The 13237-nt window shown below is 73.1% G+C and carries 9 protein-coding genes; 1 reads left to right on the forward strand and 8 read right to left on the reverse strand.

Features of this window, described 5'->3' with window-relative positions:
- Positions 1-6: 6 nt before the first annotated feature.
- The 5 genes from ACWC94_RS23945 to ACWC94_RS23965 all read right to left on the reverse strand — a co-directional run bounded on the left by ACWC94_RS23945 (position 7) and on the right by ACWC94_RS23965 (position 7226).
- Positions 7-3810 carry a lipopolysaccharide biosynthesis protein gene (locus ACWC94_RS23945; RefSeq protein WP_450798936.1) on the reverse strand — a complete coding sequence of 1268 codons (3804 nt, stop codon included), beginning with the start codon at positions 3808-3810 and terminating at the stop codon, positions 7-9.
- A complete protein-coding gene (locus ACWC94_RS23950; protein WP_450798937.1) occupies positions 3803-4603 on the reverse strand; it encodes a polysaccharide deacetylase family protein in 801 nt (266 codons plus the stop codon). Before ACWC94_RS23950 ends, ACWC94_RS23945 begins: the two co-directional genes overlap by 8 nt.
- A complete protein-coding gene (locus tag ACWC94_RS23955; protein WP_450798938.1) occupies positions 4596-5585 on the reverse strand; it encodes a glycosyltransferase in 990 nt (329 codons plus the stop codon). Before ACWC94_RS23955 ends, ACWC94_RS23950 begins: the two co-directional genes overlap by 8 nt.
- The gene (locus ACWC94_RS23960) at positions 5582-6403 is read right to left on the reverse strand and encodes a glycosyltransferase family 2 protein (protein ID WP_450798939.1); all 822 of its coding nucleotides are present in this window, start codon (positions 6401-6403) and stop codon (positions 5582-5584) included. The genes ACWC94_RS23955 and ACWC94_RS23960 overlap by 4 nt, the downstream gene beginning before the upstream one ends.
- A 367-nt stretch (positions 6404-6770) precedes the next feature.
- Positions 6771-7226: a hypothetical protein gene (locus tag ACWC94_RS23965; protein ID WP_450798940.1), complete on the reverse strand. Its 456-nt coding sequence runs from the start codon at positions 7224-7226 to the stop codon at positions 6771-6773.
- Between the two features lie 240 nt (positions 7227-7466).
- Between ACWC94_RS23965 and ACWC94_RS23970 the strand changes: the two genes are divergently transcribed.
- The gene (locus tag ACWC94_RS23970) at positions 7467-8273 is read left to right on the forward strand and encodes an SGNH/GDSL hydrolase family protein (RefSeq protein ID WP_450798941.1); all 807 of its coding nucleotides are present in this window, start codon (positions 7467-7469) and stop codon (positions 8271-8273) included.
- Positions 8274-8291: 18 nt separating this feature from the next.
- On the opposite strand, the gene ACWC94_RS23975 is transcribed toward ACWC94_RS23970, so the two are convergent.
- From ACWC94_RS23975 to ACWC94_RS23985, 3 genes are read right to left on the reverse strand one after another with little or no spacing between them, the layout of a single operon-like run.
- Positions 8292-9917, reverse strand: a complete 1626-nt coding sequence (locus ACWC94_RS23975; protein ID WP_450798942.1) for a serine/threonine-protein kinase — start codon at positions 9915-9917, stop codon at positions 8292-8294.
- A gap of 41 nt (positions 9918-9958) precedes the next feature.
- Entirely contained in the window at positions 9959-11482 is a 1524-nt protein-coding gene (locus tag ACWC94_RS23980) for a HoxN/HupN/NixA family nickel/cobalt transporter (RefSeq protein ID WP_450798943.1), read from the reverse strand.
- Positions 11479-13155, reverse strand: a complete 1677-nt coding sequence (locus ACWC94_RS23985; RefSeq protein ID WP_450798944.1) for a tetratricopeptide repeat protein — start codon at positions 13153-13155, stop codon at positions 11479-11481. The genes ACWC94_RS23980 and ACWC94_RS23985 overlap by 4 nt, the downstream gene beginning before the upstream one ends.
- Positions 13156-13237 lie beyond the last annotated feature (82 nt).

Genomic DNA, 13237 nt, shown 5'->3' on the forward strand with positions numbered 1-13237 from the left:
CACCCCTCACTTCATGGTCAGGAACCGCTGCACCAGCGAGGCCAGCACCACCGCCAGCAGCGGCAGCGAGAACCAGAACGTGCCCTGCAACAGCCGTAGTCGGCGTACGCCCGGCCGGACCGCGACCCGTACGACCTCGCGCGCGGCCAGCAGCAGGACGAGAACGACCGCGGTCAGCGCACCGACCACCGACCACGGGGTCCAGGTCACCCGCGGCCCGATCGGGCCCGGGTGCGGCTGCGGCACCGCCCCCGCCGGCTGCCTGCGCAGCGCGAACACGGTGACGTCGTCGTTGACCAGGACCTTCGTCAGCTCCTGGCGGTCGTCCAGGTTCTCGACCAGCCGGGGTTCCCAGGTCGCCGAGTAGCCCGCGTCCAGCTGCAGATAGGTCACCTGACTGCGGTTGATCACCAGATACGAGTTCGGGCCGGCGTCCTTGAGTGCCTTGACCAGGCCCGACACCAGTACCGGGTCGGTCGGTGCGAGCGTCGGTACATAGTTCACCCGCTCCATGTCCCGCGCGCCCCACGGCATCGCCGGGGTCACGTCGTTGACCGTGTCCTGGGTCAGCCACAGCAGCCGTACCGTCGGCTTGTCATGGGCGTACACCCAGTTCATGGCCGCGACCTCGCCGGGCCGGACCCGCTCGAACGGCTCGTTGCCCCAGCGGGCCACCAGGAAGCCGCCCATCAGCAGCAGCCCGGCCAGCAGCGCGGCCAGCGGGGCGAGGCTGACGTGGTCCATCTCGCGCTCCTTCGCGGTGACGCCGGTGCGCGGGAAGAGGGCGAGGGCCCCGAGCAGGGCCGCGCCCGGTACCGCGAACATGAAGACCCGCAGCGCCATCTCACCGCCGTACGACTGCATGCCGAAGCCCAGGAACGGCACGAACGTCAGCACCAGCAGGGAGCGTTCGCGGTAGCGGTGGAAGCGGCGGCGCCACCAGCCCCAGCAGGCGAACGCCAGCACCGAGCCCGCCAGCAGCACCCGGGTGTACAGCACCAGCTTGTGGGTCGAACTGCCGCCCTGGATCCGGCCGGAGACGGAGGTCGAGACATTGCCGCCGACCCCGCCGATCCCGCCGAACAGGTCGTTGAAGTGCCCCGACCAGTACGGCTCGGCCATGAAACCGACCCAGACCGCGACCAGCACCGCGCACAGCAGCGGCAGGCCGCGCAGTTCGCAGCGGCCGAGGAGGACGAGGGCCGCGAGCACACCGAGCATGACGAACGGGGTGAGCTGGTGCGCGGGGACACTCGCCGCGTACAGGCCGATCAGCACCAGGAGCAGGACCGCCCGCCCGCGCCGGTCCACCGGCTCCACCTCCGCCTCGCCCGGACGGAACCTCGTCCAGATCACGTGTGGCGGGCGGAACCAGACCAGCAGGACCGCCACGAACATCAGGTACAGCAGATAGGTGAAGCCCTGCGGCGAGAAGTAGTCCTGGCCGACCCAGCCGCACAGCACGAACAGCCAGACGCCGGTCCACTTCGCCCGCCAGCTCGCCCGCAGCGACCGGGTGAGCAGGAACAACGGTGCCAGGTAGGCGAGTTGGACGGCGGTCGGCCACCAGCGGATGACCTCGGTGAAGTCGGTGACCCCGCAGGTCCTCCCGACGAACGCGGCCACCGCGAAGAAGCCCGGCCAGCTCCAGCGGGCGTCCAGGTCCGGTACGGCGGACCCGGTGCGGTCGATGTAGTCGATGAATCCGAGGTGCTGCCAGGCCGTCGGGAACCGCGGCTCGGTCTCGATCACGGCGGGCAGCGCGTGCAGTGACACCACCGTCGCCACCAGCGTGACCAGCAGCAGCGCCCGGTGCTCGCGGCGCAGCCAGAGCAGCGCGGCGAAGACGGTGATCAGCAGGGCCGCTCCGACGAGGGTCGGCAGCGGCAGCACCGAGACCAGGCCGAGGCCGCCCATCCGGTCCAGATCGGCGTCGCCGAGGCGCAGCGCGGGCACCCAGTACAGCAGCAGCGCGGCGACCAGCAGACAGCCGAGGACGACACCGGAGCGGGTGGGCAGCAGCCGCCGCGGCGAGACCGCTGCCGGAGGCTCTTCGGGTACGGGTTCGTCCGGCACGACGGTACGCATGGCGGTCCGGGCGGGCCTGTCGAAGGACGCCTCCCTCTCCTCCCGCGTGAACGGCGCGTCCACCTCCGCGGCCTCCGCGTCCCGCAGCAGCCCGGCCTCGGCCGGCCCCAGTGACGCCTCGCTGCCGGGCTCCCTCTCCTCCACCGGAAGCCCGACCCCGGCCGGAGGCACCGGAGTACCGGCGGGCGGTGTGCCGGGCCCCGGGCGGACGTCCGGCCGGCGTTCCACATGGTCGAAGTCGACGTGGATGCCGAGGGCCAGGGTGTCGGAGTCCAGCGCCCAGCCCGGGCTGTGCCGGCGCACCGGCGAGGAGGCCGGGACCTCGGGCGTGCCCAGGTCGGCGAGGTCCCCGTCGGGTGCCGTCGTGTCGGGCAGGGCGGCGGACGCGGTCCGGATCGTCTTCCAGAGCCTGGGTGCGGCGACCGCCGCGATCACCGCGAGGCTGGCGGCTTCGGCGACGCCCGCACCGGTCAGCCCCATACGGGGCAGGAGCAGCAGGGTCAGGCCCAGCACCAGCACGCACAACAGGCCCTGCAGCCAGACGAGTCCGGCGGTACGGCTGCGGGCGCGCAGCACCGCGAAGTACGTCTCGATCACGACCCGCAGCACCGAGCCGACCGCGAGCCAGCGCAGCAGCGGCGTCGCCGCACCCGCGTAGCCCTCGCCGAACACACCGAGGATCCACGGCGCCCCGACGATCCACAGACCCGCGATCGGCAGCATGATCCGGGCCATCCGCTTCAACGCGGCCCGGGTGTGGGCGGCCAGCCGCCCCGGGTCGTGCGACCCCTCGACCGTGAGGGACGCGCCCATGTTGATGGCGAGCAGGTCGGTCGTACCGCCGATGGTGGTGGCGATGTAGAAGTAGGCGTTCTCCGCCGAGCTGACCCGCGCGGCGACGATCACCGGGACGAGGTAGATCACGGCGAGCGAGAACAGCGAACCGGTGTAGTCCCCGGCCAGGAACCGTCCGACCTGCTTGAGCGTCGGCGGCTCGGTGCGGCCCTCGGTCGTCCTGATGTGCCGGGGCACCAGCCGCCGGAACACCAGCCAGCCCAGCGGCACCACCGAGGTGGCGATCGCCGCCACCCAGGAGACGAAGACACCCGTGGTCGTGAGGGCGACGGCGAACGCGACGAGCAGGGCCAGCTTCACCGCAGAGAACACGGTGTTCCCCACCGGCACCCAGGTCGCGCTGCGCAGTCCGGTCAGCACGCCGTCCTGCAGGGTGAGCACGTTCCAGGCGACGACGGCCAGGATGAACCCGAGTCCGTTGACCGTCCCGTGCAGGAACCGGTACGACGGCCCCCAGGTGTCCAGGGTCAGCAGGAAGACGCCCCCGGCGAGCGCCACCAGCAGGGAACTGGCCGCGTACGTGCGGAAGATGACCTTTCCGGTGTGCTTCCCGGCGACCGGGATGAAGCGGGCCAGGGCACCGGTGAGGGTGACCGCGGTCAGTCCGGCGAGGAACTTCATCGCGGCGATGGCGGCCGAGCCCTGCCCGACCGCGTCCTCGGAGTAGTAGCGGGCCGCGGCCAGCCAGAAGCCGAGGCCGAGGACGGCGGAGATGCCGGTGTTGAGCATCAGCGCGTAGGCGTTGCGGAACAGCGGGCTGCCGCCGGCGGACCGGCCCGTCCCGGGCAGCCGAAGGCGGCGCCCGGACTTCCCGGGCGCCTCGGCGTCGGTCGTCGCGGCCTCGGTCGTGGTGGTCGTGTCAGACACGGGAACGGATGGCCTTCCGGCGGACCTGGCGGGCTCTGCGGACGAGGGCGTACCCCTTGGTGAGGGCGCGGTCCCTGGCGAAGGTGCGGGCGACGGCACGGCCGTGGAGCAGCCGCTCGAACTCCTCCACACCGGTACCGCGCCGCACGGTGACCCGCTGCAGCGCGTACGGCCCCTGGCGGCGGCGGGCGAGGGCGTTGCCGACGGCGAGTGCCTGGGCGTACCCGTCCGCGCGCACGGCCTCGCGGACCCGGCGGCTGGAGTAGCCGTACGGGTAGGCGAACGACACGGGCCGGGTGCCGAGTTCACCGGTGACGAGCTCCGTGCAGAGGCCCAGCTCGGTGCGCAGCCCGGTGTCGTCGAGCTGGTCGAGCTGCGGGTGGGTGTGGCTGTGCCCGCCGATCTCGACGCCGGCGTCCGCGAGCTCCCGCACCTGCGGCCAGTCCAGCATGGTGTCCAGGCCGCGCCCGGTGTCGTACGCGCCCCTGATCCAGCCGGTGGACACGAACAGGGTGGCCGGGAAGCCGTGCTTGGCGAGGACGGGCAGCGCGTGCCGGTGCACGCCCTCGTAGCCGTCGTCGAAGGTGATCAGCACCGGCCGCGCGGGCAGCGGGCCGCCTGTGCGCCAGCGGGCCGCGAGGCCGGCAGTGGTGAGCGGGGTCAGGCCCAGGTCACCGATGAGCGCCATCTGCTCGGCGAACGCCTCGGGCGCGACCGAGAGGGCGCGGGTGGCGTCGTTGGGCGCGGTGGCGACGGAGTGGTACATGAGGATCGGTACGGGAGTCTCACCCATCTGTGCCCCCTTCGATCGGTGCCACCGAGAACCTCGTACCGCCGCGCCGCGCCCGCACGCTGCCCACCACATAGCCGCCCGCCGCGGCGAACACGCCCGCGACGATCGCGCCCGCGCGGCCGGCGCCGCCGGGCCGGGCCAGCAGGGCGTCCCGCAGGCCGCGGGCGACCCCGGCGGGCAGGACCCGGGTGGTGTACCGGCGTTCGGACTCCAGGCCCTTGTCCGCGCCGACGCTCTTCGCCACCAGGGCCTTGGACAGGCCCTCGGCGTAGGTGCGGGTGCGGAAGTAGGCGAAGTGCTCGCGGGGTGCGGGCACCCGGTGGTGGATCACCGCGCGGTCGTCGATGAGCAGGACGGCGTCGGGGCGGGCCCGGGTGAGGCGGATGCACAGCTCCGTCTCCTCGCAGCCCAGCGGGCGGCGGTCGCCGTCGCGGCCGATGCCGGTGGCGAAGCCGCCCGCCGCCTCGAACGCCGTACGCCGGAAGGAAGCGTTTCCTCCGAGGACGTTACGGACCCGGACCCGGCCCGGTGGCAGCCCCTTGTAGGTGCAGCCGACCACCCAGTCGAACTCCCGCGGGAACCAGGCCGGCCGCCGGCCCGACGCCCAGACCGGCTCGGTACGGCCGCCGACCGCCATCACACGCGGGTCGGCGTACCCCTCGGCGAAGCGGCGCAGCCAGTCCCGTTCGGCCACGGCGTCGTCGTCCAGGAAGGCGATGACCTCGCCGTGGGAGGCGGCGATGCCGGTGTTGCGGCCGGCGGACAGACCGCGCGGGCCCGCGTTGGGCAGGACCCGGACGGCGTCGGCCTCCTTGTACTCGCGCTCCAGCCGGTCCTCCAGGGCCGGGTTGTGGTCGACGACCAGGAGCGTCTCCAGCGCCGGGTACGACTGTGCGCGCACCGAGGAGACCGCCGCGAGGATGTCCTCCCAGCGGTCCTCGGTGTACACGCAGATCACGACGGAGATGCCGGGATCTCTCAAGACGCCTCTCCCCGTACCGTGTCGAGCATCGGCGAGTGGCGTTCCTGGCGGCGCAGCTCACGCCGGTTGGAGCGCTCCTTGAGGATGACCTTCAGCACCCGGATGCCGTCGCGCACGGCCCGCAGATTGCTGGTGCCGTGGATGCGGAGGTATTCGTGGCTCGGGATCTCCTGCACCTTCAGGCCGGCCTTGACCACTCTGATGTTCATCAGTGTCTCGACCTCGAAGCCGGTGCAGTCGAGGTCGATCTTGTCGAGGCAGTGCCGCCAGAACGCGTTGTAGCCGTAGCACAGGTCGGTGTAGCGGGCGCCGAACTTGCGGTTGACGACCGTGCACAGCGCCCAGTTGCCGAGTTTGCGGATGAGGGTCATGTCGTCGGTGCCGCCGCCGTTGGCGAACCGCGAGCCCTTGGCGAAGTCGGCGCCGGAGACCAGCGCGGAGACGTAACTGACGATCTCGCCGCCGTCGGCCGAGCCGTCCGCGTCGACCATCACGACGATGTCGCCGCTGCACGCCTCGAACCCGGTGATCAGGGCATCCCCCTTGCCCTTGCCGCGCTGTCCGACGACCTTGACGTCCGGCCACAGGGACCGGGCCACCTCGACGGTGTCGTCCGTGGAATTGCCGTCCACGAGAACGACTTCGTGTATCCATTCGGGGAGCGTCTTGAAGACGTAGGGGAGATTCTCCGCCTCGTTCATGGCGGGGATCACCACGCTCACCGGCGGGGTTATCGCCAGGTGAGAGGAGATGGGCCGGTAGTGGGCCGCAATCGAGGGATCTTGGCCCGAACCAGGCGGGCGCAGCACGGAACTCACGAGTCTTTTCCCTCTCGTCCGGTGGACCGCCCGCCCCTGGGCGGTCCGGTTCTGTGTCCGGTTCGAAAGGGGGGTTCTCGTCTTCGGCACGGCGAAATGATCTCCGTACCGCAAGGCGAGCTGGCAAAGCTGGCCGGTCTGCCCGGGAATGACGGCAGCCGGTCGCGCGGCACGGCCCGGTCACCGTTGCGGTCACCGAGCACGGCACCCCCCTACCGCGCCCCGCTCCGGTGACGCCGCGGCCCTGAGCCCTCCCCTGGAGCCGTATGCCGACGTGCCGGTGCGGGTGAGATGTACGACGGTATTGACGATTGAACCCGAAAGGCAACCCCTGCGGGGATCCCTCACGTTTTTGTTGGTTTGGCCGTTACACAACTTTGGCCGGTGTTGGTCGGCCTTGTGTACGTTTTCCGGAAATTCGTCCCCGAAGCAGGACCGTGAGCAGCAGCAGCGCGCTCAGCGCGGTCACGGCGAGCACCCCGCCGCGGGCCGACCAGCGGTGAACCGCGAGCATGCCCTGGGCGACCAGCATGGTGACGACGACGGAGCCGGCGAGCGCGCAGAGCGCCCGGCCGAACGGATCCAGCCCGCGCAGTGCCACGGCGAGCGCCGTGGCCGGCGCGGCCAGCAGGAAGAACAGCGCGCACGGGCCGCGCAGTACGGATGTGGCGTCGACGAGCGCGAGCAGCGCGCCGACACCGCCGATGGCGGTCGCCGCCCCCGCGAGCAGCGGTGACAGGGCCCTCCCCGGCCCGGTCCGCGCTGCGCCGGGGTCCTCGGCGCCGCCGTCTGATGAAGGTGACTTGATACCTAAGGTCTGCATGGGCGACTTTGCCCCCCGACGCGCCGGATGCCGGACTTCACTGTGGCGCGGACCGAGGGGGGTCGTCAAGAAGGCGATTGTCGAACCGTCAACAGACATGACATGGACACGCAATAGCTGAGCCGTGAATGTTTCGGGTTGTTCCTGTTGAGACCCGAATAGTCTTGGCATGAACACTTCCCGTCAACACGCGTAGTTGCTACGACAGTTGTGGCAGAGATCCTGCTAAAGGGAGGTTCCATGAGACGTTCCCGACTTACCGGATTCGTTACCTCGCTCCTCCTCGCCGCCGGCCTCGGTCTCACCGGGGCCGCCTCGGCGCAGGCGTCCTCGACGGCCGCGACCGGCGGCTATGTGGCCCTCGGCGACTCCTACTCCTCCGGAGTCGGCGCCGGCAGCTACATCAGCTCCAGCGGCAACTGCGACCGCAGCACCAAGGCGTACCCCTACCTGTGGAACGCCGCCCACAGCCCGTCCTCGTTCGCCTTCAACGCCTGCTCGGGCGCCACGACGGACGACGTCCTCGCGAACCAGCTCGGCTCGCTGAACTCCTCCACCTCGCTGGTGTCCCTCACCATCGGCGGCAACGACGCCGGGTTCTCCGACGTCATGACGACCTGTGTGATCCAGTCCGACAGCGCCTGCCTCGACCGGATCAACACCGCCAAGGCGTACGTCGACTCCACCCTCCCCGGCAAGCTGGACACCGTCTACAACGCGATCAGCGCCAAGGCCCCGAACGCCCGGGTGGTCGTGCTCAGTTACCCCCGCTTCTACCTGCTCGGCCAGACCTGCCTGGGGCTCTCCGACACCAAACGGTCCGCGATCAACGGCGCGGCCGACTACATCGACGCCGCCATCCAGAAGCGCGCCCAGGCCCACGCCTTCGTCTTCGGTGACATCCGTACCGCGTTCTCCAGCCACGAGATCTGCTCCGGTGACTCCTGGCTGCACAGCGTCAACTGGCTCGACATCGGCGAGTCGTACCACCCCACCGCGGCCGGCCACTCCGGCGGCTATCTGCCGGTGCTCACGAACAACGCGTGATCCGAACGGGCTCGCCCCTCAGGGTGAACTCCCCGGTGAGCCCGACGGCGAAGCGGAGGCCCCGCCCGACGGGGTCTCCGTCGCCGTGGCCGTCGTACAGCCCACCGCGAACGGGACGGTGTTCGACGCGGTCTGCACGGGACCGCGCACCTTCACCAAGACCTGGTCCCCGGTCCCCCCGGCACCGGAGTACACCGTCAGCGTCACCCGCACCTGCCGACTCTTGCCGCCACCGCCCGGGAAGGACAGGGTCCGCCACCCGGGATCCGAGACCGACCCGCGCGTCGTCACCCACCGGTACTCCACCTGCGCGGGCACCCGCCCCACCGTGAACGTCGCCGTGAAGACGGGCGTCTGCGCGGCCGGCGGCGGACAGCTCCCGGAGTACGTCGTCCGTGCGCCTGCCACGGTGACGCGCACGGACTGCGCCGGCCGGGCGCTCGACGACGTGCTGCCGCTCGTGGCCGGCGGCGTCCGGGTGTCCGAGCCGGTGCTGCCGCGGGCGGTCGGCACGTGCGCGCTCCCGCTCGCCCGGCCGCCGTCCTCCTTCGCCTGACGGCCGCCGTGGTCGTGGTCCAGCAGCGCGTACGCCAGTCCCGCCAGCGCGAGCACGACCGCGAGGACCCCCGCCACCAGCACCGCACCGGTCCGCCGGGAGCGCTCCGGTTCCTCGGACGCCGTGCCGCCGGGCCGGGGCGTCGGCGGAGCGGGAGAGGGCCGCGGGGAGGGGTCCTGGTACCGCCCCGCGGCCGGCGGCGCGGTGTACGGCGGCACCGGCAAGGGGGCCGTCCGGGGCGTTCCTCCCCCAGCGGGGGCACCCCCGGCCGCGACGATCCGCAGCTCGTGTTCCGCACGCTCGGCGGACGTCCGCTCGACGGGATCCTTGCGCAGCAGCCCCTCGATGACGCCGGCGAGCGGCCCGGCCCGGCGCGGCGGCGGCAACTGGTCCTCCACCACGGCACGCAGGGTGCTGAGCGGGGTGTCGTACCGGAACGGCGAGGCGCCCTCCACGGCCGCGTACAGCAGCACCCCCAGTGACCACAGATCCGACTCCGGTCCCGGCGTCCGCCCCAACGCCCGCTCGGGAGCCAGGAATTCGGGCGAGCCGATCACCTCGCCGGTCATGGTCAGTGCGGAGCTGCCCTCGAGCGAGGCGATCCCGAAGTCGGTCAGCACCACCCGCCCGTCGTTCGCGAGCAGCACGTTGGCGGGCTTGACGTCCCGGTGCAGGACCCCGGCGGCGTGCGCGGCGCGCAGCGCGGCCAGCACCTCGGCGCCGATGTGCGCGGCCCGCTGCGGCGACAGCGGACCCTCCGCCTCCAACTGGTCGGCGAGCGACAGCCCGCGCACCAGCTCCATCACGATCCACGGCCGGCCGGCCTCCAGCACCACGTCGTACACCGTGACCACGTTGCGGTGGGCGACCCGCGCCGCCGCCCACGCCTCGCGCTCCAGGCGTGCGTACATCCGCTCCACGTCGGAGCCCGGCAGCCCGGCCGGGGACCGCACCTCCTTGACGGCCACCTCGCGGTGCAGCACCTCGTCACGGGCGCGCCACACCGTGCCCATGCCGCCCTCGCCCAGCGGGGACAGCAGGCGGTAGCGGCCCGCGATCACACGTTCGCGGCCCGGCTCTTCGGACACGGCTCCCCCAGGCAAGTCGCGTGATGTCTCACCAAAGTAGCTCAGCCGAGCGCGGATGCGGCCCCCCTGAGGACCAGTCCCGCGCCCAGGGCCAGGACGACCAGCGCGGACGCGAGCGGCACGGACCGGCGCACCAGGGTGGCCACCGGGTGGGCGGTCCAGCGCGGGCGCCGTTCCAGCACCCGGGTCATCCCCGAGCCCAGCCGGACCACGGCGAACCCGGCGGCCGTGAGCGTCAGCGCGAGCCCGGCACCGTAGGCCACGACGAGCAGCAGCCCGAACCAGGCCTTTCCGAGCGCGGCGGCGCCGACGAGGACGACCACGGCCGACGGGCTGGGCACCAGGCCACCGGCGAAGCCGAGCAGGATCGTGCCGCGGAGGGTGGGGGCGGCGGGGTGGGAGTGGGTGTGGCCGCCGTGCGTGTGCGTGTGGGTGTCCCCCTCATGGGCGTGTCCCTCATGGACGTGCTCGCCATGTGTGTGCTCGCCATGGTGAGGGTGGTGATGGTGGTGGTCGGAGCCATGGTGGGTGTGCGCATGTCCCAGGGTCCGGTTGCGCCACGCCCGCCGCACGAGGTTGGCACCGGCCGCCAGCACCAGGGCGCCGCTCGCCAGACCCAGCCAGGCGATCACCGAGGGCGTGGCCGCCGAGCCGGCCGTGACGAGCAGGCCCAGGGCGACCACACCGAGTGTGTGGGTCACCGTGACCGAGGCGGCCAGCGGCAGCACGTCCCGCGGACGGGCCCGGCCACCGCGCGCCGCCGCCGTCGCGGCCATCAGGGTCTTGCCGTGACCCGGCGCGAGCGCGTGCATCGCGCCGAGGACCACCGCGACGAGCAGCGCCAGCGCGGCGAACCCGACGGTGAGGTCGTGCCGGGCCACGAGGTCGTCCAGCGCGCGGGTCCAGCGGTCGGCGCCCCGCGGCAGGATGGCGGCGCCCGGCGCCTCCTGCCGCTCCTCGGCGAGCGCCGGGCCGCCGGGACGCACCCGCACGGACGCGGTGGTGGTGTCGGCCGGCGAGGACAGCAAGTCCTTCGGGTATGTGGTCAGTTCGTGCGAGACCGATCTCCTCGGGACGTCCGTCGCGGTCAGCGTCATACGGTCGCCGCGCGCGGTGATCTCCCGCCAGCCGGGCCCGGACCAGTTCGTCGCGCTGTGGAAGCCGAGGGCGACCGAGCCGGCCCGGGGGAGCGGCGCGGTCCAACGGCACTCCACGCGCAGGGTGTGGAGGCCGGCCTGCCCGGGGCGCAGGGCGACCCTGCTGTCGCGCACCGTGAACGGGACCCGGTGCCCGCTCACCGTCACCTCGCTGCCCCGCGCGGACTGCGCGCAGCGCTGCCGGGCCCACCGCGTCGTGCCCAGCCGCTCGATGTCCGGCCCGGCCTGGGTGGCCGGGATCTCGGCGAGGTCCTCGACATGGTCGACGCGGAGCTGCCCGGGGGCGGCGACCAGGCCGTCGTAGCGGTTGACGGTGAAGTTCCCGAGCGGGTGCGCGGCCGCGGTGCCGGCCGGCAGCAGCGCGAGCGCGCTCACGGCGAGGAGCACGAAGGGGAGGCGGAGCTTCACTTCGCGGCCTCCAGCGCCGAGCGGGCCCCGGCCGCGCCGAGCGGGGAGAAACCGGGGTTGAGTTTCAGCGCGGAGGTCAGGGAGGCGCGGCCGGCCGTGCGGTGGCCCGTGGCCAGCTCGATCACGCCGCGGTGGTACAGGAACGCGGCGTTGCGGTACCCGGTGGCGGTGGCCCGGCGGGTGTACGGCAGGGCCTCGGCATCGCGGCCGTTGACGTGCAGCGCCCAGGCCAGGGCGTCCGCGGTGTGCACGGTGTGCCGGCGGGCCCATTCGGCGCGGGCCGCGCGCAGGGCGGCCGCCTTGTCGCCGTGGTCGGCGGCGGCCAGCGCGGTGTCGAGGTCGGCGTTGACGCCGTTGGCGCGGGCCAGCGCGATCCAGGTGTCCACCAGGGCGTACTCCCGCCGCGCCCGGGCCCGGTCGCCCGCGGCGCCCCGCGCCTCGTACAGCTCGCCCAGTTCGACGAGCGGACCCGGCAGGGGGTAGCGGGACACCACCGTCTCCATCCCCTTGATCGCCGCCGCACGGTCACCGCTCGCCGCCTGCGCCCGCGCCCGGCCCTCCAGCGCGGGGAGATAGGTGTCGTCGGCGGCGAGGGCGCGGGCGTAGTAGGTGAGGGCGCTCTTGTAGTCGCCCTGGTTCCAGGCGAGCTGGCCGAGCTGGGCGGCCACGTAGGCGACGTCGCCCGCCGACGTCGCGCCGGCCAGCGCCTGCCCGAGGACCCGGTGTGCCGTCGCCACGTCGCCGCTCAGCTCGTGCACGTACGCGTACCGCGTGAAGACGGGCACGCCCGGCTTGCGGGCGTCGGCGGTCCCGGCCGCCTTCGACGCGTCGGCGTACCGGCCGAGTTCGACCAGGGCGTCGATACGGGAGGACAGCGCGCGCTCGCTGTACGGGTTCTGCCGCAGCGCCTCGTCCGCGTAGGTCAGGGCGTCCTTGAAGTCGTGCCGGGCGGCGGCGAGGGCCGCGCGGCCGGCCAGCGCCTGGTCGTTGTCCGGGGCGAGTGCGAGGGACTGCTTCAGCGCCTGCTCCGCCTGCGGGTAGCGGGCGGGGTCGCCCTTGGTCCGCGCCTGCTCGACGTAGGCCAGACCCAGGGTGGCCCAGCTGCCGGAGTCCTTGGGCTGGGTGCGCAGATGGCTCTGCAGCGCGGCGATGCTCGCGTCCAGGTCGCCGCCGCCCAGGACGCCGGGGTCCACGGCGGTGGAGGCGGCCGGCGCGGTGGCGGGTGCCCGGTCCGCACCCACGGCGATCGCCCCGCCGGTCAACGCGACCGCCAACAGGGCCGCGCAGCCGATGAGTTGGACGCCCCGCCAGCGCCGCCCGGCGGCGACGAACCGCCGGAGGGCGACCACGCGCTCGCCGGTGCCGGGGGCCGAGGGCCCATCGACACCGGGCGTCCCGTGCCCGGTGTCTTCGGCGGGGGGCTCTGTGCGGAGGGAGCCCCCGGGCTCCCCGGAACCGGGCGGCGCATCCTCGCTGCCGTCGGCGGAGGACTTCTCGGAGCCGGGCGTCACGCGCTCGCGACCGGCGGCCGAGGACTCCTCGAGGCCGGGCCCGCCTCCTTCGGCGCCCGTGACGGACGCGGTGCCGGCTGCGGCGGGCCGCGGCGCCCTCTCGGCCTCCTCCGTGTTCACCTGCCGCTCGCCGGCCTCGTCGTCGTTCGTACGCGGGGACATGCCCTCTCCTCGGTCGCCTGGTGCTGGTCGGAAGGGAAGGCGCGGCCCGCCGTGGGGGAGGGGGTACGGGCCGCGCCGGTCC

The organism is Streptomyces sp. NPDC001135, from assembly GCF_053598395.1.